We start from the raw sequence: 26264 nt of genomic DNA on the forward strand, positions 1-26264 counted from the left end.
CGTCGAACACCTCGGGTGCGGCTTCGGTGAGCGGCCCGGCGGAGTCGTGCCAGGTGAGGGTGAAGCCACCCACCCGGAACTGGTAGAGCAGACTGCCGCCTTCCTGATCGGACAGCGACGACCCGAGCGCGACGAGATCGCACAGTTGCGGCGGGTTCGCGATCGAATCACGAATGTCGGGCACCGGAAAGAACGGCGCGGAACCCTCGCCGCTGCGGTCGGGAGGTTTCGGTCCCGAATGCACATGCCGGACCGCCGTCACCTCGACCGATCCGACCGAATGGTGATAGGTCTGGCCGAGCGCCGACGTAGCGTCACCGAGCACTACGGTGCGCAAGGCCGTCGCCCCGACCTGGCGCTGCACCTGGGCACAGTGCTCGGCCGTGCCGAACAGCACCGCGCCGGAGGCCTGCGCCAGCGCGGCCGCGTCACCGGCGTGGTCGAAGTGTCCATGGCCGAGGAAGATCGCCTCCGGGCGGAGCTCGCCCACCTGCGCCACGGTGGTCGGGACGTATCCGCTGTGGGCGCCACGGGGAACCCACGCGTCGAGCAGGACCACGGTCCCGCCCAGTGCCGCGGCGAAACTCGTGCATCCGAACCAGGACAGGATCACTCGATCGCCGCGTACCGCGCCCGTCACCGGATCGACGTTGGCAGCGCCGAAGAAGCGGGTGCGCGCGGCGGTCATGCGCTCGCCCGGATCCGCGAGGGCCCGGCCCGCTGTCGCGACCAGCCCGGCGCCGATCGCGCCGCCGAGGAGAGTGCGCCGGGTGAGGGGGCGCGGACTGTGTGAGAACTCTGACACGTGGTCATCCTGACAGCTATCGGAAACGGGTGCTAACTCGTTGGGGCGGTTCGTCATTGACTCCAACCCCCGTAAGGATACAAAAAGGTATCCGTTGTGTAGTGTTGCACTCGCTGATGTTGCGATACCCGATCGGGGAGTTGTATGAAGAGGGCCCTTCGGCATCGATCGCTGGCGGTTGCGGTCGTCATGCTGTGCGCGGCGATGCTCGCTGCGCTGGCATGGATGCCGGCCGCAGCGGCGCGGGACGGCGGTGCCGACGGTGCACGCTGGTTGTCGAACTACGAGGCACCGCCGAAATACCCGGACGTGCACATCGAGTGGGACGTACCGCTCACCATGAGTGACGGCACGGTGTTGAAGGCGAACGTCTACCGGCCCGCGGACGCGCGTGGGCCGATCGCCGAGAAGACGCCGACGATCGTCAACATCGCCCCGCATACGAAAGTGTCACAGCCGTCCGGTGAGGAGTCGTCGAGAAATGTTAGGGCGGCGGCACGTAGCTAGGTAGTCCAACGGAATTTATAACCGCAACATCGGCGCTCCATGTGCGCGATGTTGGTCATCCTCTCATTTTTCGCAAGAGGAATATCGAGGCATTCAAAGTAAAGTTCCGTGGCTGGAGCTCCGCCGCTGGAGCCTCATGGACGTTCGGTGTGACTGTCGCTGAGTTATGTTGCAGAGCAACACGTTTCTCGTTAGCCTCGCCTTGAGGTTGATATCAGCAGTAGTAAATTTTGTCTGTAATTCGACTGAACCTCGGTACGAATCGGGCAACAGGGGTTAGTTAGGGGTGTCAAATGTTGGATCGTCACAGAATTTTTCGGCGGACAGTGCAGGCAGATCTAGCGGCTATCGAGGCTCTGGACAGTCTCGGTGCGATTTTCGCCCGCCGCGACGAGATCGAGCTCCAACTGGAAAACTTGGCGCGAGTCAGGACGCCGGATCGGGGCAGGTTCGCCGACCGTTCCGACGTCGTAGCGGAGATTGTCGGTGGCACGCCTCTGGATCAATTCGGCGTGTGGGTTTTTTACCCCTGGTCGGGTTACCTCGTACATATGCTGGACGAGCCGGAATTCGTCGAAGTTCGCACTGCGGCCAACCGCAATAAGATCACCTCGCAGGAACAGGCGCGGTTCGCGGACAAGACCGTTGGTGTGCTCGGTTTGTCGGTGGGCAACTCGATCGCGCTCACGATGGCCTCGGAGCGGACGTTCGGCACGATCAAGCTCGCCGACTTCGACGAGCTGGACATCTCGAACTTGAACCGATTGCGGGCGAGCGTGGCTGACCTCGGTGTCAACAAGGCCGAGCTCGCCGCCCGACAAATCGCGGAGTTGGACCCTTACCTGACCGTGCTGGTGTACGAGGACGGTGTCGACGACCTCAGCATCGACGAGTTCTTCGACGACGCACCGGGTCTCGATCTTCTCGTCGAGGAGTGCGACATGCCCTTCGTGAAAATTTTGGCGCGCGAACACGCGAGGTCCCGAGGGATTCCGGTGCTTACCGAGGCCAGCGATCGAGGTCTGCTCGAGATCGAACGCTTCGACTTGGACCCGACCCGACCCCTGCTCGGTGGCCTGCTCGGCGAGCTGAGCACCGAGATACTCGAAGACGCGGACCGCGACATGCAGCTGGCCGCGATGGCGACGATGATCGGTGTCGACACCATCTCCGACCGCAGCGCGACCTCCGCGATCGAGTTGGATACGACGCTCACCACGTGGCCGCAGCTGGCCGCCGAGGTGAATCACGGTGGGGCAGTAGTGGCCTCGACCGCGCGGGCGATCTTCCTTGGCCACGACGTGCCTTCCGGCCGCAGGCATGTGGACATCCCCTTCGGTCTCGGCATGGTCGCGCTCCCGCAGGCACAGCCGACTTTGCAGCCGCCGCCCCTGGCGGCGGTGCCCGATCTCACGGCGTTGCCCGCCGACATCCGGGAGATTCTCGAACTGGCGATGCGCGCCCCGTCGGGTGGCAATACCCAGCCATGGCAGTTCGTCGTGACCGGCAGGGTTATCGAGGTCGTCTTCGTGCCCGAGACCTTCCCCACGCCAGCGCTGTTCGAGTGCAAGGGCACCGCGAGCGCGGTGACCCTGGGTGCGGTGACCGAAAGTATCGTCGTGGCCGCGCGCGCCCGCGGCCTATCAGCGACTGTCGAATACGACCCGCGAGGGGCTGACAGTCTCGTCTACACGAAGGTCACCGTCGGCGAGGTCGGCGCGGAGTCCACTGCGCAGGAGCGTGCTCTCGGTGCCGTGCTGAGTACCAGGCGCAGCCAGCGGACTCGCGAGCAGGGTCGGCCACTCACCGATGACGAACGCGCCATGTTGCAGAGCGTCGTGGCGGAGTTCGCCTCGACCGTCTGGCTCGGCGAGGACGACAAGTGCAAGGAAACCTTCGGTGAGGGCGTGGCCGTGGCCAACCGGCTCCGCGTGCTGATCGAGGAGATGAACAAGGAGACGTTCAGCGAGTTCTACTTCCGGGAGGAGGAGCCCGAGCGTCGCGACGGCGTCCCTCTGGAGACCCTCGGATTGACGTTGCCTGAGCGGACGATGATGCGGGTGCTGCGCCGCCCTGCGGTGGCACGGTTCCTGCGCGAGCGTGGCGAGGCGACAGCGTTGCTGCAATACAGCCGCGATTGGGTCCTGGGTGCCTCCGCGGTCGGGGCGATCACCGTGGCAGGTGACGTGCGTCGCGACTTCGTGGAAGCGGGTCGGGCGTTCCTGCGCCTGTGGCTGGCGGCATCCTCGGTCAATGTCGGGGTACACCCGTTGACATCGCTACTGTTCGAGTCCGAGATGCTCACGGTCCCCGAAGGGGACCTGTTCCACGACCACGAGCGTGCGCTCCTGGGCAACCATATGACCGAGCTGCGCAACTCGCTGCTCGAAGGCAGCGACGCGCCGCTGGCGATGACATTCCGAATCGTCGCGGGTCCCGCGTTGCAGGCAGGAGAGCCCGCGCCCCGCAGGTCCTTGAGCCAGCACCTCGAAATCGTCGGTGAGCCCGCATGACCGAGACTTTGGTGTCGGATGCGGGCACCGCTGACATCGAGATTCGTTTCGCGGAGCCCGCCGACGCCGAGAAAATCGCCGAGCTCTACGACCGGGTTTATGACGGGCGGTTTCCGATTCTGGATTGCGTCGATCCTCAGCGAATTCGTCGACTACTTTCCAGCGGAGAGCATATCTGGGTGCTCGGTCTCGACAACGGCATTGTTGTCGGTTCGAGCGTGGGAACCGCGGAACCGCACACCTCCGCCTATGAATTCGGGCGAGCCGCCGTGCTGCGTGAATACAGCGGCAATGGTCACTTCCTGAAAATGTTCGCCTACACCGGGTACACGGCGAAGGAACGCCTGGACGCCGACCTGGTCTATGGCTACGCCCGGTCGGAACGTTCGCGGATGTTGTTCGGTTACGTCGCCGATCAAATCGGCAATCCGGTGGTGTGGGTGGGTACCGACGGGGGAATGCACCCGAACGGCGATATGCGCGAGGAACACTTGATCGGCTTGACGTTCTTGGCCGAGCGCGATGTCGTGCGAGTGCTGCCACCGAAACCGTTCCTGGACCCGGAAACCTCGCTCGCTAAGCACATCACCGAGTTGAGGGTGACAACCACCGACGGTGTGTACCCGGCCGCGATCGCCGCTGGGCGCGAAGCGGAGTCCACCCATGTATCCGGCGATGGGCGGGTGTCGTACTCGCTGTTCGCACCCAGTCGCGCGGCGATCGTGAGCGCGGTGCACGGCGATACCCCCGACGGCGTGCGTCGCGCGCTGTGGAACGTCATCGACGAAGCGAATCAACTTGGTCCGGCCCGGATCTCGCACATGACGGTGTATGTGCTTGCCGACAAGACCGACGTGATCGCCGCCCTGTGTGACCGGAGTGGAGACGATGCGGGCCGCCGGTTCACCGTCAACGGCTACCTGCCCGCTTGGTACAAGGACGGCGACGCTCGATACGACTGCGTACTGCTGACCACCAGGGTCGATGACCTGCCGCGGAATCTGCTCGGTACCGAAGACACCGCGAACCAGATCTATGCAAGCCTGCCGACCGACCTACGTTGACCCGCGCACGGATCACGAAGCAACACTGAGGAATTAGAGCTGTGGATATCACTGGAACGTGGGAAATGACAATCGAAACGCCCATCGGAACTCAGCATGGACTCGTAGACATCTCCACCAAGCCCGATGGTTCACTCGACGCGTACGCACGCAGCGCGACAACTGGCGTTGTGATCGAAGTCCACGAGTTGGTCTTGACCGGCGACCAGCTGACCTGGCGTCAGATCATCAAGAAGCCGACCCGGCTCAACATTGGCTTTACGATGACGGTCACCAGCGAGGACGAGATGACGGGCATCGCCAAGGCCCGCATGATGCCTGGTGTCGGTAAGGTGCTCGGGCGTCGAGTTCGCTCGGCCGACACCGCATCTCAGGGCTGAGCGCCGGTGTTGTCGACAGTGGCCCGGTTCGCCACCGGATCTCCCCGTGCGGTGATCGCGGCGGCGCTGCTGATCATGATGGCGTGCGGAGCATTCGGTGCGAGCGTGCAATCGCACCTGAAGTTCGGTGGGTTTCTCACCACCGATGCCGAGTCGGCGCAGGCAAGTCGGTTTCTCGATGAGAATTTTCCCGGCGGCAATCCCAACCTCGTTGTGCTCGTGCACGCCGACGGCGGGGTCGACAGCGAGGCGGCGCGGGCGGCAGGGCGCCGGGTGCTCGATGCGCTGAGTCGGCACAAGGAAGTCGTTGGCGTGCAGTCGTACTGGACACCCGTCAGCCCGGCCTTCACGGCGAGCATGCGCAGCCAAGACGGCAAGAGCGCGCTCATCCTCGGAAACATCCCCGGCGACGAGAGCGCGGCCCAGATCGCCGGTGGCAAACTCGAAGAGGAACTCAACGGCACCGACGACAACGGTGTCAGCGTGCACGCGGGCGGTCTGCCGGTGTCCTTCTCCGATATCTACAACCAGACCATGCACGACACGATTCGCGCGGAAGCCATCGCGATCCCCGTATCGTTGGTGCTGCTGGTCCTGGTTTTCGGCAGCCTCATCGCGGCGTCGCTACCGCTGGCCATCGGCCTGTTCGCGATGGCCGCTTCACTAGGCATCCTGCGGGCGCTGACGCTGTTCACCGACATCTCGATCTATGCGATGAACATGGTCAGCATGCTTGGGCTCGCCCTAGCCATCGACTACAGCCTGCTCATCGTCAGCCGCTATCGCGAAGAACTCGCACGCGGCCTCGAGACCAGGGCGGCAGTAGTGCGCTCGATTCAGACCGCGGGCCGAACGGTGGTGTTTTCGGCGTTGACCGTGGCGTTTTCACTGGCAGCGCTGGCGGTTTTCGAGCAGTACTTCCTGCGATCGTTCGCCTATGCCGGGGTCGCGGTGGTGATCGCGGCGGCCGCAGCGGCCATTGTGATCCTGCCCGCGTGCCTGATTCTGCTCGGCGAGCGGGTCAACTCGCTCGATCTTCGCGTGTGGTTGCGGCGTCGTATGGGTCGCGTTGCAGGCGATCCGGTGCCACCGGAGCACAGCCGCTGGTACCGGGTGGTCACCGCCGTCATGAAGCGGGCGGCTCCGGTCGCCATCGTTGTCACGGCGATCCTGCTGCTGCTCGGCGCACCCTTCTTGGGCGCACGTTTCGGCTACCCCGACGATCGGACCTTGCCCGCGCAGGCATCGGCCCGTGTTGTCGGAGACGCGTTGCGCGAGGACTTCGACGCCCGGCTTGCCTCCGGTTCAGTGATCGCCGTGCCCGGATACCAAGGCAACCAACACGACATCGGCGCCTACGCCACCGGATTGTCCCGAACCGTCGGAGTCGTCGCGGTGACCTCCAGCGACGGCATCTACGTCAATGGTGGCAAGGTGTTCGCCGCGCCGCCGGGGATGACTGGACCCGCGGGTACTTTCCTGTCCGTCCGCACCAATGTCGATGCTTACTCCGCGGCAGGCGAGGACCAGTTGGCCGCGTTGCGGGCGGTGCCGCCGCCCGCAACGGTGCAGTTCGGCGGAAACACCGCGATCAACCACGACTCGATGACGTCGATGGGCGACCGGCTGCCGTTGGCAGTAGCGGTGATCCTGCTGACAAGTCTGGTGCTGTTGTTCTTGTTCACCGGGAGCGTGGTGCTGCCACTGAAAGCGTTGCTGCTCAACATGTTGTCGCTGACAGCGACCTTCGGTGCCATGGTGTGGATCTTTCAAGACGGTCACCTCGCCGACATTCTCGGCTTCACCCCGACCGGCAGCCTCAACCCAGCGATGCCGATCCTGATGTTCTGTCTCGCCTTCGGAATGTCGATGGACTACGAGGTGTTCCTGCTGTCCCGGATTCGGGAAGAGTGGCTCGCCTCCGATCGCACGCCGACGGCTAATACTCACGCCGTGGCCATGGGAATCGCTAAGACCGGAAGAATTTACACGGCGGCCGCTGGCTTGATGGCGTTGGTCATCGGGGCGACGGCCACGTCGAAGGTGTCGTTCATGATCATGTTCGGCATCGGTTTGTCCTTGGCAGTCATCATCGACGCCGTCGTCATTCGCACCGCGCTAGGGCCCGCATTGATGCGGCTGATGAGCACATCGAACTGGTGGGCACCGAAGCCCTTGGCTCGGCTGCATCAGCGGATCGGGCTGGATGAGGCGCCCAGTCACACGAGCAGTACAACAGCAGTGAAGCCCGGTGGCAGCGTGGCCACGCCTGCCACCAGGTAAATCTATTTCTACTGGAGTGAACCGTGCTCGACATTTCGTATGCAGTTTTTCTGTGCCAAAAATGGGACGCACTCTGCGCTGGTTTCGGTATTTCCGAATCGGAATATGCCCCTATATCCAGCCATATTCGAGCTCTTCTCGACCCATGGGGCGACTGGTCGATCGGACAGATTCCTCGATATCAGTCCTTTGTGTCAGGGGACGGGTTCCCCGCCGAGATATCGCTGAGCTTCGCCGACGGGGTCCCCGAGTTCCGGATTCTCTTCGAATCTCTCGGGAACCCGGCGACGTCGCTGTCCTGTCGGCAGGCAGGGGCGGATTTGACTGAACGGCTGGCGGACGAGTTCGGCGTGCACCTCGGCTCGTACGATTTGGTGAAAGGCCTTTTCCTGCCCGGTGATTCCGACGGGGGATTGATCTGGCACTCGCTTGCCTGGCGGCCGGGTAGCGCGCCCAGGTACAAGGTGTATTTGGGAACGCAGGTGAACGGGCCGGAGCAAGCGTATGACGTGGTGGGCAAGGCGATGGCCCGGCTGGGGATGTCCTCGGCTTGGTCTGTGGCGCTCGACAGCATGACTTCGGAACAGCGATCGACCCAAGAGTTGGACTTCTTCGCCCTCGACCTGTCCGATGAGCCGACCGCGCGTGCCAAGGTGTATCTGCGCCACCACGGTGTTACGGCGGTCGAGCTCGATCGTTTCGCCGGGCTCGCCGCCTTGCACCGTTCGTCGAATGCGATCGATGCCTATCGCAAGGTTGTCGGCGACCAGGACCGGATTCTGACCGATCACCCATTGACCTGCTTGGCATTTCGGCAAGGCGACGAGGGCGTCGCTGAGGCGACCACCTATCTTCGCCTACCCGGTGCCGCGGATTCGGACGCGGTGGCCTGTGACACCATCGCGTCGGTTGCCGATCCGAACAATTTCGACGTCGATCGATATCGGGCGGCGATCACGGGCTTGGCGTCGGGTGGCTCACCGGGAGTACAAGAATTAGTCGGCCTGCGAACACGACATGACGAGTTGGACGCGACGATATACCTTCGCTTCGACGTGTACGGCCCCGATGCCGTAGCTCCCGAAACGTGCTCCTGCGCCCGACGAACAACATCTGATAAATGAGAGAGGCTTCGATGGTCGACAGTGTTGTAACAGATCGTGAGTCCTTGCTGGTTGAGCTGGTCGATGAATCCGGTACGACAATCGGCTCCTGTTCGGTCTCCCGAGCCCATCAGCCACCGGGACAGCCACACCGCGCCTTTTCGGTGTTGTTGTTCGATGAATCCGGCCGGATACTGCTCCAGCGTCGGGCAGCGGTGAAGACACGCTTCCCGTCCCGATGGTCCAACGCCTGCTGCGGTCATCCGGCACCGGGGCAAACCATCGCACAAGGTGCGGCATTGCGCCTCGTCGACGAGCTCGGCATCACCGTTGCGCTGACCGAGGTCGGTGTCTACCGTTACCGTGCCGAAGACTTGGCGACCGATCGCGTCGAAGACGAGTGGGACCACGTCCTCGTGGGGATCGTGGTCGGCGAGACAATCCAGCCCAACCCGGCGGAGGTTTCGGAATACGCGTGGGTCGAGCCGGTGGACCTGGATGCCGCTTTGATTGCTTCGCCGCAGAACTACACCCCCTGGCTGGTTGGCGTTCTCGCCGCCGCAGCCTCACCGAAGGCCAGAGTATCTGAAGGGGGTGTTTGGGTCGGCCCCACCTAGCGCGCCGATCTCGTCATCTGCCATCGAGGCCAGGGGCTGCTCGGTACGAGCTGTCCGTCTGGAGAACGGCTGTCGAGCTGGTCAACGGTCTTGACGATCGTGATGCTGTAGGCGCGGCGGGTGCGGGACGAGCCAACGAGGTGGCGAGGAACTTTGGTGCAGGTTCGCAGGGGCTGGGCCCTGAAGGCGCCTTTGGCAAGCAAACGCGCAGAGCGAGCCCAATCCCGCTGGCACTAGTTGTTGTGGGGCATAAGGTTGTTGACGCCCGGGTAGGGGTGAGGTGAGGGGACGGGCCTCCCAGCGGCAGGATGGAAAACACCACATCCTCCGTCCGCTCGACCGGGAAGACCCGTCCGTGACCCACCGTAATGCCCCGTGCACCAACTGCTCGGGACTCGTTCCGACTCCCTACTTAGTAGCCCGAGCTGTAACAGTTGAACAGAAAGGGCTGTCCACACAACGGCCGTGACGGGATAGCGCCCCGCCGGCTCAGGTCAGGCCGGGGAACATGAAGCCTTCGGCGACGCACAACACCGGCGCTGGATGTTCCGGGTCGAGCGCGTTGCGGACGAATCCCCATGCTCGCTCGCTGTAGTGGATACCGAGGTGGTCGGTTTGGTTCTCTTCGCAGCCGTCCTGCATGAGGATGTTGGTGACGTTGGGTCCATCGAGAAATTGGTTGGTGAACGGGGTGACCACTTCGTCGTATTTGGTGACGATGGTGGTGTAGGTGACACCGGGGCGGGTGTCACCGTTGGCGTAGGTCTGCTTGACCAGCTCATGGCCGACGGTCTGCTGGATGGAGGCCGGCAACAGCATCTCCAAACCGTTGACGACGAACGGCCCAAGGGGTGGGAACGATTTGCGCAAGAAGACGATGCCCGAGAGGGTCGTGCCGTGGTTGCTGGGGCTGAGGCCGATGAGCTTGTCGACGTAGCGGTCACCGCCGAGGAAGTTGATGTAACGGTGCGCGACGAGACCGCCACCGAGCGAGGCACCGACGAGGTCGACCTTCTCGGTGCCTGTCTGTGCCCGGACCTTGTCCACCTCGGCGGCGAGTTGCCGCGCGCTGTCACGCACATCAGCTACCGATTGCACGGGGATCTCGGAAATCCAGGTCGGATTGCCGTAGTTGAAGGTGAACACGCAGTAGCCGTTGTTACGCAGGAACGGAGCGCCTGCCTGCCAGTTCGCCGCCTGATTGACGAAGGTCCCGTTGACCAGAATCACCGGCCGCGGGTGCTCGGGAGTCAGCCTGCAGTTCGGGTCGTTGGCGCCGGCCGGCACGTCTTCGGGAAAAAAGAACGGGAGTATGGCTGCGCCCGTATCGAAAGGGACAGGCAATAGACCGGAGGTGACCGGTTCAGCGAAGGCCGTGGTGGAACCAACGGCGGTCGTGCAGGCAACCATCACAGCGAGCGCTCCGGCTACATGGCGGCCTAGCTTATTTCGCAATCGGGGATGACGGAGCCCAACAGTTGGCTCTGCTTTGTTCTTCATGCGTACTTCTTCCTCAAATTCGAGCCTGTCTATTCCCGGCCCGTGCTCTCGACGACATCTCTCGGCGAATCCCAACTCGGTGCCGACGGTTGGGCCGAGCGCGCTGATGGCGGCGACTTCGGCCGTTGCCCAGGATTGGGCGCGCGTGCTTCTTTCAGGGTATTGCTGTGTGACTGCTGTTGGGCTGTCAGATAGTGGGTGCCTTCTGCGCGGTCGCCGGTCGAGTGGTCGGGACCGCCGAGCGATTGCGGATAACAATAAAGCCGAACGCGGTGGCGAGCACATACATCAGGATCGAGTACACCGCACTGGGGATCGCCACCTCTGAGCTCCCGAGAACGCTGAGTGCGATGGTCAGCGCGACCGTCGTGTTGTGGATGCCGACCTCCATCGAGGTGGCGATCGCTTGGGGCTGGCCGAGATTCAGCAGACGAGCTCCCGCGTAGCCGAGTGCGAGGCTGGACAGGCAGAAGATGCCGGTGACCAGGCCGATCTGACGTGCGTACTCGGCCAAGTTCTGCCGCTCGGATAACAACGCGCCGATCGAGACCATGACCAATACCGCGATCGAGAAGATTCTGACTGGGCGGTCGGCCTGTGCGGCGAAGGCGGAGGAAAATCGGCGCACGATCATTCCGACCGCCACCGGCACCAGAACGATCACGATAACTTGCATCACTTTCCCGAACTGCAGGCCGACCTCACCATCTGCGTCGAAGTACGCGATAGCGAAGTTCGTGATGATCGGGATGGTCAGGACAGCCAGTAGTGAATTGATCGCGGTGAGCGTGATGTTCAGTGCGACGTCACCGCGGAAGAGATGGCTGAACAGGTTGGCGGTCGTCCCGCCCGGTGACGCGGCCAACAGCATCACCCCTACCGCCAGCAACGGGCTGAGGTCGAAAATCCTGACCAAGCCGAATGCGATGGTCGGCAGAATGAAGAGTTGCAGAATCAAAGCGACAACGACCGCCTTGGGCTCCCGTCCAATTCGACGGAAATCGCCGGTGCTCAGCGTCAGACCCAGTCCAAACATGATGATCGTTAACGCGATCGGAAGCCCGGTAGTGATCAGGCCAGTTGAGTTCATCGATTCTCACAGTTCAAAGGAGTGCTTCACCCGCCGACTGGGATGGGCAGAAGACGCGACACCGGGCCCCTCGCCGGATAGCGATATGTGTCACATTCGGAATCCAATGCGATGTAGATCATAGCGAATACGATACGAGATTGCATCAGATTCGTCAATGAATCGAAAGGTTGTGTCGATCGAAAGCGGGCCGGCGCACACAGTGAGAACATCCCGCTTCGGGGCTTCGGCCATCCCGCGGACCGGTCCGGAGCGCGGCACGTCCCGGCATGGGCGGCGCTACCGACCTCGACGTCTACAACGGCACCCGGAACGATCTCGCCCGCTTTGCCGACATGTCGGAATATTTGGCGGCGGCAGCCGTCAACGGACACCGGGAAAGAATGGACTCACCGGGATGCAAGGGACCGGAGTGGCCGTGCTGGGCGAGAGAGCGTTGAGCACAAAGCGCCACACCCGTTCGCTGTACATGGTCGACAGATGCTCTGACAGATCGAGCGAACACCCATCCTGGAGCGTGATATTCGTGACGTTCGGCCCGGACAGGTACTGCTGGTCGTACGGGGTGACGATTTGGTCGTACTTGGTGACCAGCGTGGTGTAGGTGACGCCCGGGCGCGTGTCGCCTAGCCCGTAGATCTCGGCGGACAGTCCGTCGCCGATCGCCTGCTGTGTCAAAGCGGGGGCGACGTCGCCGAGGCCATCGTAGATCCACCATCCCACCGGCGGGATGAAGCTGCGCAGGAACGCTATCGAGCTCAGGGTGGTGCCGTGATTGCTAGGAGAGATACCGATCATCTTGTCGACCTTGGAGTCGCCGCCGAGCACGTTGATGTAGTACAGCGGCATGAGTCCGCCGCCTTGGGAGTGGCCGACGAGGTCCACCTTCTCGGTGCCGGTAGCCGCGAGCACCCGGTCGACCTCGGCGGCCAACTCGCGAGCCGAGGCCCGGATATCACCGAGCGCCTGCAGCGGGACCTTGCCTGGCAGCCAGGCAAGGTTGCCGTAGTTGAAGGTGAACACGCAGTAGCCGTTGTTCTTCAGGTATGGCGCGCCGGCTTGAAACGCGATCGCCTGTGAGGTCGACGTGGAATTCACCAGCACCACCGGATTCGGATGCGCGGCGCTGGGTCGACAGTTCCAGTCGTTGGCACCCGCTGGCGCTGTTTCGGGAAACAAGCCGGCGGGCAATATGCCGGCCCCCAGATCGAACGGCACCGGCAAAGGCCCCGTCACTGGTTCCTGCGGCTGCGCCGCGACCGGGCCCGTGGCAGTCAGCGCGATCACCGCACCGAGCGCCACCATCGCACCGTTGAACCATGCGCGCATTTCACTACCCCTCAATACACTGCCGCACTGACCACGGCAACTGGGCGCAGCCTACTGAGACAACTGACACAGGTTGCATAAATCTGTGTACGTTGTGACTACTTCCAAAACGTCTGCGCACCAACCGGTTTGCCCGAACAGATCCGGCGGCGGCTACTCAGCAGCGGGCAGGATTCATCGAACACGCTTCATCGTCATGCCAACTGATCGGCTACACGCCGATGCGACCGCCGCTTCCATCAGACGACCGCGACGGGTAGGGCGAGGTTGGGCGGTGCCGCCGTCGGGCCAGCGGGACTGCGGGTTGTCGGGGGCGTCGTCGGCTTCGCCGAGGTGCTGGACCGAGACAATGACATCGAATTCGGTGACGATCGGGCCGCAGGTTTCCGCGCTGCGAGCGACAGTCAGAAACTGCTTGGTCTCACCGCGTTTCGGGCCGTCGACGATCACCGAGAACAGTCGTTGTCGGTCAGCGTCACGTACACCGTGTAAATGTTCACCACGCTATGCCTCGGCTCCGACATCTCCCACTGCCTCGGGGCGACCGGTTGGCAGTCGGTTGGCCCCGCGGCCACAAAACTGCTCGATCACCGGCTCGGAGTCGCCGTAGAGTCGCCCGACGAGGGCGTGATGTCGCAGCAGCGCTGCCGGATCGGTTTCAGCGTCGGTTGTGAGACGTCGACTCCCCACCTCAGTTCTTGCCAACGACCAGTTCCGGACAGACACAGACGGAAAGACCCGTGCTGTGGTCGTCGACCTGACATCTGCTCGGCACGGGATCGGCCTCGACACCGTCCCCGACGGCTCTCGATGTCGGGTGCAAGCCGTCGCATCTGGCGCCGCAACCGCTATGGCGGAGAGTCCTCCGTTCGCGGTCGAACGCAAGCCCCGGAGGGCTTATGTGATCAATCCGCGCGAACAGGCGGCCGTCGCTCACCCGGCCAGCGAGCCTCAACGACTTCACGAACGCCAAGAACGCGATCGCCCGTTCACTATCCCGGATCCGGTACTACAACTGGCCGGTCCGCAGGTCCAAAGCATTGAACATGCCGGACCACGTCGTAACGGTCCTAGGTGGCACGCAAACGCTCGGCCGTCCGGCCTGCTGCGATCCGCGGCCGGGGCGAGGCACCAGGTTCAACGGCCCGAACTCATCGACACAGACCACACGGCCCTGTGTCGGCGGGTGGTCATAGAGGTCCAGCACCCGGTTCATCGTCTCCACGAAATCCGGGGCCGGTGCTTGCCTCCCAGGTCTTCGTGGCCTGCTACGACACCCCACCAGTTTTGAGGATCTGCCTCAGCGTTTCGCGCCTGATATCGGCGATACCATCGCCCCGCAAAACATCTGCCAGCTTCGACAGGCTCCACGTCGAGAAGGCAACCCGAATCCAGGGGAAAGCACCGAGCGATCTGACAGATCCGATCACGCGTGCCGGGTCCGTCTTCACTGCTGTGCATGATCTCGCGTTCGTATCGGATCATCTCGGGGCCTTCCACCACGTGATCGGCGAGGACGTCGGCCATCGCCACGATATCGGCCAGTGAGGGTTCGCCGGGCGTGGACTGTCCACCCAGAATGCCATCAGCGGAACACAACCACCGAGCGTCCCCCCCAGTCGATTTTGCCGAAATGGGCGAGATACAACTGCTGTCGCAATACGCTCTCGCGATGGCGATCGCTGAGGGTGCCCGTGCCCGGCTCGTGCTCAAGAATGCCCCCATTGAAGAACACAACGATGAACTACGTTCCGAGCTGGTCAAGGCCCTCGATGCCCCTAACTATCAAGCCGAAGCGGGCCTCTCAACGCGGCCAACCCCGACACCCGACAGCGTGCCGTCGTCGAACCCAGATTGGTTCGACGACGCAGGGGTCGACGCCGAGACGACCGTCACCCGCACAGGCCGACCCGCGCTGGTTATCGCGCGAGACACCGTGCAACCGACCTTCACCGATCCCGACGGGGAAGTATGGCGGACCCGTTTTAGGCGCGGCTTCTGACACCTCGGTCTCCCTGTCCACGTGATCTGCTCGGTATCGCGCTCTGCCATCAACTGCCGTACCGCGACGAGCACGGCGGCGTCGTGTCAGCACCACGCGGCCGATCGGGGCGCGGCGAGTTCTCCGAAGTCACCGCTACATATCAACCTGTGACGTCATTTTCGCGGATGAGGAGCTGGCGCGTCTGCGTCCCGGAGATCGGACGTGAGGAGTTGTGCCGGTTCTTCACGCTCTCGCCGACGGACCTGGCGTTCGTCGATCCCGAGCGTGGTCGTGGTCCGGCTGATCGGCTCGGTATCGCGGTCGCGATGTGCTTGTTGCCGTGGCTGGAGTTCGTGCCCGATCGTGTGGTGACCGCCCCGCCGGTCGCGGTGGCGCGGCTGGCCGAGCAGCTCAGGGTCGACGGTACCGAGATCCGTTCCTACGGCCGCCGCGCCCAAACTCGCACCGGCCATCTGCGGTTGGTCGCGCAGTACCTGGGCTGTCGACCGGGCCGGTGGAAGCTTCGGCGGTCGCGGTGCGCGCCGAGGTCGACAGGCTGGCGTTCCCACGCGGCCTGGGCGCGGACCGCCTGGATAGTCGGTGCTGCCCGCCGAGCGGCGACGGTTCCTGGCCACGATGGGGCGCAGATTGACCCCGCAGGCCCTCGAGCGCCGCGATCCGCAGCGGCGGTATCCGATCCTGCTCACGGTGCTGGCCCAGTCCGGTACCGATGTGCTCGACGAGGTCGTGGCCTTGTTCGATCAGGCGATCTCGGCGAAGTTCGGTGCTGCCGCACGCCGGATGCAGCAGGAACTGGCCGAAACGCGGCAAGTCCGGGGAAGACCGCCAAGCCCTGCTCGACGACCTGCTAGCCATCCTCACCGACCCAGCTGTCGCCGATGAGGAGATCGGCGCGCTGATCCGCGGGGAGAAGATCGGATGGGAGCGCCTGCAGGCGGCGATCGCGCAGGCCAAACCCCGGTTGCCGCTTGATCACGGGCATCTGGCCGCGCTGGATTCCTCCTACAACTACCTGCGCCAGTTCACTCCCGCGGCTCGCGTCGGTGGGGTTCGCGGGCGGGACCGCCGCGACGGAGTTGTTGATCGCGGTCGCGATGCTGCGTGAGCGCAACGCCACCGGGCGCCGGAAGGTCTTCGACGAGGCCCCGACCGGGTTCGTGCCCACGAAGTGGCGCGGCTACCTCGATCAAGCCCGTAAGTCCGGCGACACTACTGGGAACTGTGCGTGCTGCTCGGGCTGCGCGACGGCTGCGCAGCGGGGACGTGTACGTATGCGCGAAAAATCGACCACCGCCCGCCCGATGAGCCGCTACTTCGCAGGTGAAGGGCTCTCGACCTATACCCATGTCACCGATCAGCACACCACCTACGGCACCAAGGTGATCGTGGCGACCAAACGCGAAGCCCACTACGTGCTCGACGAGATCCTAGTCAACGCCACCGATCTGCCGATCACCGAACACGCCACCGACACCCCGGGGTCACCCTGGTCAACTTCGGGCTGTTCGACCCGCTCGGTACGCAGCTATCCCCACAGATCCGGGACCTGGGCCGCATCACCCTCTACCGGCCGGGCCCCCGCGGCGACGCCGAATCCCGGTTCCCGCACGCGGGACCGTTGATGACCTGCAAGGCCAATGTCGAGTTGATCGCCGAGCACTGGGACGACCTGCTCAGGTTGGCCGGGTCGTTGAAGTTCGGGCACGCCACCGCGTCGCTGCTGGTCGGCAAGCTCTCCGCGTCGGTGGCGCCAGAACACCCTGGCCGCGGCTCTGAAGGAGTACGGGGCGTGCGGCGCACGATCTGCGCCGTGAAGTACCTGGCCGATCCGGACTATCGACGCAAGGCCTCCCGCCAGCTCAACAAGGGCGAATCCCTGCACGCGCTGTGTCGCGATCTGCTGTATGCCCACGAGGGCATGATCCGGGCCCGCCAGCTCGTCGATCAGACCGAGCAGGCGTGGTGTCTGACCCTGGCCACCAACGCCGTGATCGCCTGGACGACCGAGTATTACGGGCTGGCAGTCGAGCAGATGCGCCGGTCCGGGCAGCGCATCGATGACGAGGTCTTGGCCCACATCTCTCCGGCCCACAGCGCCAACATCAACTTCTTCGGCGCGATCGAGGTCGACATCGACGCCGAACTCGCCGCGCTCGGCCCCACCGGGTACCGGCCGCTGCGGGTACACGACACTCTGTTCTGACCCCCTGGGCCCTCGCCCCGGGGGACGGGCGTATCGGTCCCTCGGAGCTCGCGCCAGGGGTCCCGGATTAGCGATCTCCGGGGCGGGTCAGCCCCGAAGTGTCTGGGTGCTGGCTGTGGATGCGTGTTGTGGGGGCCAGTCGGGCAGCCCAGCGATGTGACCGTCAGGCGGTCGGGCCGTTGTTCGCGTCGATGCTCTCGACGAACTGTTCGACGCTGTCGAGTGCGCGTCGTGCCTCCGACAGCTGCGAGTATCCCATCTGGAACACATGGAACATCCCGGACCACAGCTCGAGTTCGCACCGCCCGCCGGCCGCGCGCAGTGCCGCGGCATAGTGTTGCGAGTCCGAGCAAAGAACCTCGCTGCCGCCCGCCTGCAACAGCATCGGCGGCAGGTCAGGTCCGACCGCGGCGAGGACATCCAGGCGCGGATCACTGAAATCGGTGTCCACGAAATAGGTTTGGGTGATCCGTCGACCGGTGCGGGCGGAGATGAACTGGTCCCACACGTGTGTGTTGTGGGCCACCGCGAGCTGCCAGGTCGGGTCGACGAGGCTGGAGAATCCGATCAACGCCGCAGGCTGGTCGACTCCGAGTTCGCGGAGTTGGACACACAAGCCTAGGGCGAGGTGGCCGCCGGCCGAATCGCCCATCACGATGATGTCGCTCGCTGTGTGCCCTTGGTCGATCAGCCACAGGTAGCCGTTGAGGATGTCGTCGTGGGCGGCAGGGAAGCGGTATTTCGGTGCTCGCCTGTAGCGCACGGCGAAGGCAGGTCGGCGCAGTCGGCGTGATAGTTCCGACACCAGGCCGCGATGGGTCCAGGGACTGCAACTGATGTATCCGCTGCCGTGGATGTAATAGATCACCCGGGCGTCGGGCTCTGCCTGCCCGCCGACCCATTCTCCGATGGTCCGGCCCGCGGGGCCTGCGGCATCGACTCTCATGGGTGGCAGCGTCGCAGCGAACCACATCCGACAGGCCACGACCTGTGTGAAACGGTAGCCGAGCACACCGAGCGGCGTATGTAGCGGAAGTAGCCACAGTATGGGCCGCACGAAGAGCCGCGACGCCCAGATGGTCAGCCACGCGGCGACGGAGCGCGGCAGCGTGGTCACAGGATCATCGAAGCGACCGCTTGCCGGGTGCGGTGTGCCGGGTGCGGTCGGCCGGGTCGAGGCGCTGACCGGCTCGGGTGTGTTCATGGGGTTCCTCGAGATCAGGGTGCGGAGGGAGGTCCGCCCGTACCGGCGGTGTGCGGATGCGGGCGGGGCGTCCGGTATCCGGTGCGGGCAGGGGTTCTAGCCCGGTTACCGGGTGGGGACGGTGATGGTGCCGTAGTCCAGGCCGCCGTGGCTGAAGGTCGGCACGACCGGCCACTGTCGCTTCCAGTTCGCGCATTCGGAGGACGGGATGATCTGGCGCCATTGCGGGTTCCGCGGCGACGGGCTGGCGAGGGTCTTCTCCTTCACCATGGAGTCGTACTGGTCGAGGGAGTCTTCGAGGGTGTTGGCGTTGAGCACGACCTCGCGGCCGTAGAACTGCGCGGTGCGGCGCACGCCGGGGATCTTCGACAGTTCGGGTTGCCAGCTGTCGGCGGCCATCCCGTTCTCCGACGACACCCACACTCCGTCGGGGGTGTTGACGACCAGGGAATGGTTGCCGTCGGTGTGGCCGGGTGTCCACAGCAGGCTGACGCCGACTCCGAGTTCGACGTCGCCGTCGAAGATTTCGAGCCGGTCGGCGGGTACCCCGTTCATGCCGCCGTCGACATACCAGGCCCACTGCATGGGATGCATGGACTCGAAGGTGCCCAGTTCCCGGCGGTGCACGAGCAGTTTGGCGTTGGGGAACAGGGGCTTGCGCGGTTGGGTCTCGCCTTCGATGGGCTCGCTGCTGCCCACGATCATGCGTGGGTCCTGGACGTGGAGGTGGTCGAAGCTGATGTAGTCCACGTCGTCGTTGGTCAACCCCAGGCGCGGCAGCACCTGATCGGGATCGTTGTAGTACTTGACGAACAGCGATTCCAGGCCGACACGGCGGCTGAAGCGCTGCAACTGGCCGTAGAACGGGGCTTGCGCGGATCCGGCGGCGACGGTGGGTTCCCACACCAGGGTCTTGAGTTTGCCGTCGAAGCCCTCGAACTGGATCACGAACATGCGGTTGATGATCGAGATGAACGGGTTGAGGTTGACCGAGTAATTCTGGAACGCGTACTGCGCCGGATACGGCGCGGCGGCGATATCGAAACTCTTGACCGCTTTCACCTGCCCCTGGCGCAGAAACCGTTTCCGGTAGCTCAGTGCCGCTTCGCGAACGGCGTCGAGCCGCCGGCCCCGGGGCCAGATGTCGTGGACGCCGGAGAACTCCGGGATCGGGCGAACGGTGGCGGTTTCGATGTTGGTCATCAGGGCTCCTTGGGGTCGGTGGTCTCGGTCAGGGCGCGGTGTTCGTAGCCTGCGCGGGTGTTCGAATCCCGTGTTGCCTCGACTTGGTTGGGCACCGTGCGGCGCAATACCTGGTCTCGGATCGACTGCGGGAGTACAGCGGTGATGCGGACCAGCAGACCGATCGAGGCCGGCAGGGTGACCTCGAAACGTGGGCGGTGCAAGATCTGGACGACGGCGGCGGCGACGTCGCCGGGCTGCAACCGCGAGGTCGCGCCGCTGTCGGTGCCGATCGCGAGTTCGGTATCTACGACGCCGGGCATGATCACCGAGATCTCGACGCCGCTGCCGCGCAGCTCCTCGCGCACGCCGGTGAGGTAGCCCAGGACGGCGTGTTTGGTCGCGGCGTAGGTGGATTCTCCGGGCGGGGCCAGTTTGGAGGCGGCCGAGGCGATGGTGACGATGTGACCGCGGCCGCGCTCGCGCATCGGCGGTGCGACCAAGCGCACGCCTCGGATCACACCGCGCAGGTTCACCGCGAGCATGCGATCGGTCGCGGTCTCGGGTTCGTCGCTGAAGGCCCCGACCCACATGACACCGGCGTTGTTGACCAACACATCGAGTGGACCCCACAAGACGGTGATGTCGGAGAGGAACCGGCGAAACGACCCGGTATCGGTCACATCGAGGGTGAATGCATGCACCTGCCCCGGTAGTGCCTGCGCGGTGGCCTGGGCGGCCTGGATATCGCGGTCGCCGATCGCCACCCGGGCACCGGCCTCGGCGAGCTGGCGCGCGATCTCGCGCCCGATGCCCTGCGCGCCGCCGGTGACGGCCACGATGCGCCCGGCCAGTGTTGTTTGCTTCATTGCTTGATGCCTTCCTTGCATCGTTTCGACACAGCGATCAATGTTGGGCAATCGCGATTGTCAGAAATAGTTCGGCTAGTATTGCACTCCGTCGGCAGGAAGGAAAGGCCCCAAATGACCCGCCCGGCACCCTCCGGCCCGAAGCCCTCCAGCCGTAAGTACTCCGGTGTCGCTCCGGAGGAGCGAGTGCGTCAGCGCCGTGCGGCCATCCTCGAGTCCGCTTTGGAGCAGTACGGCACGACCGGCTACGCGGCCGCGTCGATCAAGCAGATCTGCCGCGGCGCCGGCGTGACCGAGCGGTACTTCTACGAGTCGTTCCCCAATCAGGAGTTCTGCCTGGCCGCCCTCTACGACAATTTGGCCGAGGCGATGCGCGCGGAGACCATCGCCGCCCTCGAGCAGGCCGGTCCCGATCTCGACGCACTCACCGCAGCCGGACTCGAAGCCTTCATCCGCTACCTGACCAGCGACCCGCGCCGCGCGCGGGTAGTGCTCATCGAGGTCGTCGGGGTGTCACCGGACATGGAACAGCGTCGCCATCGGGTGCTGCGCTATTTCGTCGAAACCGTGATGGCCATCTGGGCGACAGAGAGTCCTCGCTCGCTGACGCGAGGCCAGCGGTTGACCGCGACCGCACTGGTCGGCGGCGTCAACCACCTGCTGGTCGACTGGTTGATGGACGGTTGCCATGACGACCCCGCCGACCTCGTGACGGTGTGTGTGGACCTGTTCGCCGCCGCCCGCGCGCGCTGGAACACCACCGCCTCGTCCTCATAGTTGCCCCGCGAACCGCCCCTCACGCAAGCCCCGGGCGCGTTCGTGACTGTCACAGCAAGTGGCGCCATCTGAAAACGCCCCAGAGCCCGACGCTCAGCCCGACCATGAGAGCGAGAGCGAACGGACTTTCCCGCATCGAGTGCAGTACCGGCATGTGGACGAAGTTGGAATTCGCCGTCACGGATGGGTAGTTCGCGGCCCGTACACTCGCGCAGAGCAGCGCCAGACTTCTACCGGCGGAAATCAGCTATTGCGTTCCACGAACGCTCGTACCGCCCGGGCAAGCAGTTCAGGCTGTTCGACATTGGGCGAGTGGCCTGCGCCCTCGATCACCTCGACCTCGGCGCCGGCTGCTGCGTAGCGCGCGAGGGTGGCAGCGCAGTCATACATTTGGTCCGATCGGCCGTGTACGGCCAAGGTAGGCAGACCGATTTCGCGCAATTGGACGTCGAGCGGGCGCTGCGCCAACCGCTTCTTGCGTTCGACGAGGACCGTATGGGCCGCGGCCGCTGCCATCGCCCGGTGGTCGTTGAACATTCGGTTCGCATCGAGACCCGCATCGATGACGAACCCGGGAGCGAACGCGATGCGACCGAAATACTCGGTCGCCGCCGGCCACGCCAGCCGGTGCATCACATCGCCGACGAATGGCAACGTGAGCAGTGCTTGCCCCACGGGGAAATTCGCGTAGCTGTAGTCGGGAGCCTGCCCGACCAGCACGAGCCGAGATACGCGGCTGCTCTGTTCGGCCAGCGACAGCGCGACATCGCAGCCGAACGAGTGCCCGAGAGCTGTCACGTCGGTGACGTCGAGGGCATCCAGGACCGCCGCCACGACGGAGCCCTGAGCCGGTCCGTCCGGAGCTCGGTCGCCGCCGGTGCAGCCGTAGCCGACGAGATCGATGCGGATGACCCGATAGCTATCGGTCAGCAGTGGGGTGAGCTTGTCGAACCAGTGCATCGACGCGTCGAAGCCGTGGACGAGAAGCAGTGCCATGCCATCGGTGGGGCCGTCTTCGCGTACGTGGATCGTGCCGATCCCGACATCGAGCATCGCGCCTATCCGTGCACGTCCGCGGGATCGCGGTGGCATCGATGCGCGAGCTTTCGAGCGCGGCGGGCCACCCTCGGCGGCCGGTGTCGGAGTCATCTTTTCGCCCGCTTCTGCTGTTCGTCGAAATTGTGGTCAGGACTGTCGCGAGATCGTCGCATCTGTTGCTGACCGCGACAGTCGCCACGAACGCGGCGGTGTGCGTCATCGTTCGGCGTCAAATCACGCTGATCAAGAATCTGGTGAGAACTTCGATCAGATCGTCGAGTTCAGCACGTGTCCCATCGATGCTCCACTGGTGCACGAGGGCCATCAACGCACCGATGAAGCCTGTCGCGGCGGCCTTGTACCCGCCCGCCGGCGGGAGATCCGAACCCCGCACCCGCTTGAGTTCCTTGATGAAGAACCCCATCCAGACCTGACGCTGTTGGATTCGATGTTTCTCGACTTCAGCGCTCACGCCCACGATTTCGATGAACGAGACCCGTGCACGATGCGGATTCGTTCCGATCGACTCGGCGTACGCACGGACCGCAACACGCGCACGACCGGCCACCTCGGGGTCCTCGGTTGTCGAGAGAGCTTCGGCAACCGCTTGGCGGGCATCGGAATGAATCATGTCGTACACCGCCAGCAGGAGCTGCTCTCGGCTGCCGAAAAGCTCGTAGAACTGCGCTCGTGCCAAGCCCGCGACCTGGCACAACATCGTGATCGAGGTCTCTTGGTAACCATGCTCACCGAAGGTGGACAGGCCAGCGGCGATGAGCCGTCGTCGTCGCTCCGCCCGCCGGTCCTCGACCGGGCGACCGCTGTACACCCGTTGAGAACCGTCTACCGTCACGCGTTTCACTGTAGCCGCGCGAGCGGCTGCCGCCACACGGTGTATCAGCGGCGGTGTGATCCAGAAACCATTCAGGGGCGGTTGCGATCTGCGTCACCTCGATGCCATACTCTGCCGAATTGTTAGACTGCGAGTCTGACATATGAACAGATGGAGATCGGCGTGACCCCTTGGTACAGAGCGTTCAGGCATCTGACGGCTGGAACTCTCTTACTCGGCGGGTTGCTGGTGCCTGCCACCGCTATCGCCGCTCCGGTTTCGATCCAGCCCGCGGTCGCCGTTCCGATGCCGCCGGAGCTCGATCGCGACTTCTACTACCCGCCCGCCGACATCGTGACCACCAAAGCGCCGGGCGAGATCATCGCGGCGCGGCAGGTGACGGTCGCCAACATGGGCCTGATCCCGGTCAATGTCGATGCCTGGCTGCTGTCCTACCGCTCGAACAACTCCCGCGGTGAGCCCATCGCGGCTGTTGCGACGGTGTTGAAACCGCGGGGTTCGGCGCCGGACAAGCTGATGTCGATGCAGGCCGCCGAGGACTCTCTCGCGGCATACTGCTCGCCGTCTTATGCGATGCAGCAGTGGACCCTGGCCACGCTCGGCGGTCAAGTGGTCGTGCCTTTGGAATTCTTCATCACCCAGGCCGCGCTGCAGCAAGGCTGGGGCGTGGTGGTCCCTGACCATCAGGGCCCCAACAACGCGTTCGCCGCCGGTCCGCTCGCAGGTCGGATCACCCTCGACGGCATCCGCGCCGCGCAGAACTTCGAACCGATGGCCCTGGCACCCCACACACGAGTCGGCTTGTTCGGTTACTCCGGTGGTGCGATCGCCACCGGCCACGCCGCAGAGTTGAAGCAGAGCTACGCGCCCGAACTCAACGTCGTAGCGGTGGCTGAAGGGGGCGTGCCCGCCGACCTCGGCGCGGTCCTCAACGTCGGTAACGGACAGCTGTGGTCCGGCATGATCATGTCGGCCGTTCTCGGCCTGGGCAGGGAGTATCCCGAATTCGACGCGCTGCTCGACGCCAAGCTCAACCCACTCGGACAGGGTCTGGCGACGGTCAAGGACGGGCTGTGCGTCGCATTCAACACCTCGGTGTTTCCGTTCGTGAACATGAAGGGCATGTTCACTGTGCCCGGCGACCCACTGGATCACCCGGTCGTGGACGAGGTCATCGACAAGACCCGGATGGGTAAGACTCTGCCGGACATGCCGATGTTCATCTGGCAGGGCAACCCGGACGAACTCATCCCGGTCGGCCCGGTCAACACGCTGGTAGACACCTACTGCCAAAATCCGGCAGCCCAGGTCCAGTACACCCGCGAGCATCTCTCCCAGCATCTGAGCACGGCTGTCAGCGGGACACCCAGGGCGTTGCTGTGGATGCGCGACCGACTCGAAGGTATTCCCGCCCAGCCCGGCTGCAGCACCTTCGACGCGGGTTCCATGGCGTTGGATCACGAGGGTCTGGGGCTGCTCACCTCGATCTTCGGTGAAACGGTCGCCTCGTTCTTCGGAAAGCCGATCGGGGCCAAGTAGCACTGCGCACATGAATCGGAGACAGTTGTTGCTCACTACACCATTGCTACCCATGCGGCCTCGCCGCCAGCCCACCTCGGCGCCGACTGATCGGCATTCGGCGGCGAGGGTCGGCAGTATCAACCAGCAAGGGCGTGACCGTAACCTTTCCGATCACCTGATCCTCAGGTACTCACCTGCCCCGGCCTCTCTCGCCCTCAACGCCATCCACCCCGTCGACCACTCGGCTCCGAACTGGACCAACCCGTGGTTGATCGGTGGCGGCGCACTGTGAGCCCGATGGCCGGCCACATCGAACTCGGGTCATCGGCGCAACTCTCGTCGGCGCCCGATCGGATCGCGCACCAGATTTTCGAAACGATCCCGCGTTGTAGCCGACGAGGAAACGTCTTGCGCGAGGAGATCAGCGCCATCGTTGCCGACTGCATGGCACTGGTGTCCCACACAGAGCCCACGCACCACGGCGTCCAGGTGCCTCCGCCTACTTGTCCCGCTGTTGCGCGGTGGGCCAGCATCGGTATACCGATCGAAACAGTGCAGCAGCATGTCCACGCGGGGTTCCGACTGCATCTCGACGATCTCGAAGCCCGCTGCGCGCCCTTCGGCGAAGTTCGTCGACTGATGGATGCGTTGACCTGGGTGACCACGACGGTATCGTCGATCTACGCCGAGGTCGCACCGCCTAGCGGCGATCGCGATGGCTATGTGGCGCGCATTCTGCTCAGTGGCCGCCTTACGACAAGAGCTACCCGTGAGCACGAGGCACCACTCGATGAGCGGTACACCGTGCTTGCGGTGGCCGCGGATCGGTCCACGCGCAGTGCGGTGTCACCGCGCGAGTTCCGGGCGATGCTGTCGACGACCTACGGGCAACCCGTGCCAGGCCTGGATTCCCGGCACGGCGCGACGATTCTGGTTCCGGAATCGTTTGCCACCGAGGACATCCGCGGCATAGTCGGACGGACCTCACTCATCGTGGTCGGCGTCACCGTCGACCGCGACCGTATTCCCTCGGCGGCCGAGGAGGCACACGAACTACTGGATGTGGCGACAAGACTCCATCGCCCGCCGGGCATGTATCAGATCCGAGACCTCGCTATCGAGTATCAACTGACGCGGCCAGGGCCTGGACGCGATCACCTCGAATCGTTCCTCGACCCGGTTGCCCAGTTTCCTGACTTGATCGCCACGCTACGCGCGCATATCAACAACGGCCTCAACCGCCGACTCACCTCACGCGAGACCTATGTCCACATGAATACCGTCGACTACAGGCTCCGACGTATTTACGACCTCGTGGGCCTCAGCGCACACGATGCAAAGCTCATCTGGCTGCTACAGGCCGCGCTGATCGTGCGCGACTACCTGTCAACGAACCGGCCCGACAACAAGATCGCGACGAC

General features: G+C 64.2%; 23 protein-coding genes and 2 pseudogenes. 15 read left to right on the forward strand and 10 right to left on the reverse strand.

Going from position 1 to position 26264, the window contains the following annotated elements; genetic code table 11:
• The coding region (locus tag NS1_RS37865) for an MBL fold metallo-hydrolase (RefSeq protein ID WP_062992487.1) at positions 1 to 805 on the reverse strand (805 nt) is incomplete at its 3' end.
• Positions 806 to 949: 144 nt separating this feature from the next.
• On the opposite strand from NS1_RS37865, the gene NS1_RS41250 reads away from it, so the two are divergent.
• From NS1_RS41250 to idi, 7 genes are all read left to right on the forward strand, one after another.
• Positions 950 to 1312 (forward strand): hypothetical protein, encoded by a 363-nt coding sequence (locus NS1_RS41250; RefSeq protein WP_174562717.1) that lies wholly within the window; start codon positions 950 to 952, stop codon positions 1310 to 1312.
• A gap of 293 nt (positions 1313 to 1605) precedes the next feature.
• The gene (locus tag NS1_RS37875; RefSeq protein ID WP_084504801.1) at positions 1606 to 3825 is read left to right on the forward strand and encodes an Rv1355c family protein; all 2220 of its coding nucleotides are present in this window, start codon (positions 1606 to 1608) and stop codon (positions 3823 to 3825) included.
• Complete coding sequence (locus NS1_RS37880; RefSeq protein ID WP_062992493.1) at positions 3822 to 4889, forward strand: hypothetical protein; 1068 nt, start codon at positions 3822 to 3824, stop codon at positions 4887 to 4889. The genes NS1_RS37875 and NS1_RS37880 overlap by 4 nt, the downstream gene beginning before the upstream one ends.
• Before the next feature lie 41 nt (positions 4890 to 4930).
• Positions 4931 to 5269: a hypothetical protein gene (locus tag NS1_RS40665; protein WP_062992495.1), complete on the forward strand. Its 339-nt coding sequence runs from the start codon at positions 4931 to 4933 to the stop codon at positions 5267 to 5269.
• A 6-nt stretch (positions 5270 to 5275) separates the two neighbouring features.
• Positions 5276 to 7552 carry an MMPL family transporter gene (locus NS1_RS37890; RefSeq protein WP_063816384.1) on the forward strand — a complete coding sequence of 759 codons (2277 nt, stop codon included), beginning with the start codon at positions 5276 to 5278 and terminating at the stop codon, positions 7550 to 7552.
• Between the two features lie 23 nt (positions 7553 to 7575).
• On the forward strand, positions 7576 to 8676 hold the full coding sequence (locus tag NS1_RS37895; RefSeq protein ID WP_084466132.1) for a tryptophan dimethylallyltransferase family protein: 1101 nt from the start codon (positions 7576 to 7578) through the stop codon (positions 8674 to 8676).
• Positions 8677 to 8687: 11 nt separating this feature from the next.
• Entirely contained in the window at positions 8688 to 9272 is a 585-nt protein-coding gene (idi, locus tag NS1_RS37900) for an isopentenyl-diphosphate Delta-isomerase (protein WP_062992500.1), read from the forward strand.
• A gap of 489 nt (positions 9273 to 9761) precedes the next feature.
• On the opposite strand, the gene NS1_RS37905 is transcribed toward idi, so the two are convergent.
• From NS1_RS37905 to NS1_RS37920, 4 genes and pseudogenes are all read right to left on the reverse strand, one after another.
• Positions 9762 to 10559 (reverse strand): esterase/lipase family protein, encoded by a 798-nt coding sequence (locus tag NS1_RS37905; RefSeq protein ID WP_255284839.1) that lies wholly within the window; start codon positions 10557 to 10559, stop codon positions 9762 to 9764.
• Between the two features lie 400 nt (positions 10560 to 10959).
• Complete coding sequence (locus NS1_RS37910; protein ID WP_062992504.1) at positions 10960 to 11862, reverse strand: bile acid:sodium symporter family protein; 903 nt, start codon at positions 11860 to 11862, stop codon at positions 10960 to 10962.
• 363 nt (positions 11863 to 12225) lie between these two features.
• A complete protein-coding gene (locus NS1_RS37915; protein ID WP_255284840.1) occupies positions 12226 to 13191 on the reverse strand; it encodes an esterase/lipase family protein in 966 nt (321 codons plus the stop codon).
• Positions 13192 to 13365: 174 nt separating this feature from the next.
• A pseudogene (locus NS1_RS37920) lies at positions 13366 to 13650 on the reverse strand (hypothetical protein); the annotation flags it as partial.
• A 780-nt stretch (positions 13651 to 14430) separates the two neighbouring features.
• On the opposite strand from NS1_RS37920, the gene NS1_RS37925 reads away from it, so the two are divergent.
• The 5 genes and pseudogenes from NS1_RS37925 to NS1_RS42125 all read left to right on the forward strand — a co-directional run bounded on the left by NS1_RS37925 (position 14431) and on the right by NS1_RS42125 (position 17399).
• Positions 14431 to 14739 carry a hypothetical protein gene (locus NS1_RS37925; RefSeq protein ID WP_062992509.1) on the forward strand — a complete coding sequence of 103 codons (309 nt, stop codon included), beginning with the start codon at positions 14431 to 14433 and terminating at the stop codon, positions 14737 to 14739.
• A gap of 85 nt (positions 14740 to 14824) precedes the next feature.
• Positions 14825 to 15193, forward strand: coding sequence for a hypothetical protein (locus tag NS1_RS37930; protein ID WP_062992511.1), 369 nt, complete (start codon positions 14825 to 14827; stop codon positions 15191 to 15193).
• Between the two features lie 167 nt (positions 15194 to 15360).
• Complete coding sequence (locus NS1_RS42115; RefSeq protein ID WP_245661767.1) at positions 15361 to 16047, forward strand: DUF4158 domain-containing protein; 687 nt, start codon at positions 15361 to 15363, stop codon at positions 16045 to 16047.
• On the forward strand, positions 15960 to 16301 hold the full coding sequence (locus NS1_RS42120; RefSeq protein ID WP_245661771.1) for a hypothetical protein: 342 nt from the start codon (positions 15960 to 15962) through the stop codon (positions 16299 to 16301). Before NS1_RS42115 ends, NS1_RS42120 begins: the two co-directional genes overlap by 88 nt.
• A gap of 196 nt (positions 16302 to 16497) precedes the next feature.
• A pseudogene (locus NS1_RS42125) lies at positions 16498 to 17399 on the forward strand (Tn3 family transposase).
• A gap of 163 nt (positions 17400 to 17562) precedes the next feature.
• Here NS1_RS42125 and NS1_RS37940 read toward each other — a convergent pair.
• The 3 genes from NS1_RS37940 to NS1_RS37950 all read right to left on the reverse strand — a co-directional run bounded on the left by NS1_RS37940 (position 17563) and on the right by NS1_RS37950 (position 20654).
• Positions 17563 to 18603 carry an alpha/beta hydrolase fold domain-containing protein gene (locus NS1_RS37940; RefSeq protein WP_084504802.1) on the reverse strand — a complete coding sequence of 347 codons (1041 nt, stop codon included), beginning with the start codon at positions 18601 to 18603 and terminating at the stop codon, positions 17563 to 17565.
• A 105-nt stretch (positions 18604 to 18708) separates the two neighbouring features.
• Positions 18709 to 19806 carry an MBL fold metallo-hydrolase gene (locus tag NS1_RS37945; protein ID WP_062992515.1) on the reverse strand — a complete coding sequence of 366 codons (1098 nt, stop codon included), beginning with the start codon at positions 19804 to 19806 and terminating at the stop codon, positions 18709 to 18711.
• Positions 19806 to 20654 carry an SDR family oxidoreductase gene (locus NS1_RS37950; RefSeq protein WP_062992517.1) on the reverse strand — a complete coding sequence of 283 codons (849 nt, stop codon included), beginning with the start codon at positions 20652 to 20654 and terminating at the stop codon, positions 19806 to 19808. Before NS1_RS37950 ends, NS1_RS37945 begins: the two co-directional genes overlap by 1 nt.
• Before the next feature lie 114 nt (positions 20655 to 20768).
• Between NS1_RS37950 and NS1_RS37955 the strand changes: the two genes are divergently transcribed.
• Positions 20769 to 21431, forward strand: a complete 663-nt coding sequence (locus tag NS1_RS37955) for a TetR/AcrR family transcriptional regulator (protein WP_062992519.1) — start codon at positions 20769 to 20771, stop codon at positions 21429 to 21431.
• 243 nt (positions 21432 to 21674) lie between these two features.
• Here NS1_RS37955 and NS1_RS37960 read toward each other — a convergent pair whose 3' ends face one another.
• Positions 21675 to 22484, reverse strand: a complete 810-nt coding sequence (locus NS1_RS37960) for an alpha/beta fold hydrolase (RefSeq protein WP_062992521.1) — start codon at positions 22482 to 22484, stop codon at positions 21675 to 21677.
• Positions 22485 to 22698: 214 nt separating this feature from the next.
• The gene (locus NS1_RS37965; RefSeq protein WP_062992529.1) at positions 22699 to 23322 is read right to left on the reverse strand and encodes a TetR/AcrR family transcriptional regulator; all 624 of its coding nucleotides are present in this window, start codon (positions 23320 to 23322) and stop codon (positions 22699 to 22701) included.
• A 150-nt stretch (positions 23323 to 23472) separates the two neighbouring features.
• Between NS1_RS37965 and NS1_RS37970 the strand changes: the two genes are divergently transcribed.
• A complete protein-coding gene (locus NS1_RS37970; RefSeq protein WP_062992523.1) occupies positions 23473 to 24861 on the forward strand; it encodes a lipase family protein in 1389 nt (462 codons plus the stop codon).
• A gap of 534 nt (positions 24862 to 25395) precedes the next feature.
• The coding region (locus NS1_RS37975; RefSeq protein ID WP_169812890.1) for a PucR family transcriptional regulator at positions 25396 to 26264 on the forward strand (869 nt) is incomplete at its 3' end.

The organism is Nocardia salmonicida NBRC 13393, from assembly GCF_001613085.1.
GTDB lineage: Bacteria > Actinomycetota > Actinomycetes > Mycobacteriales > Mycobacteriaceae > Nocardia > Nocardia salmonicida.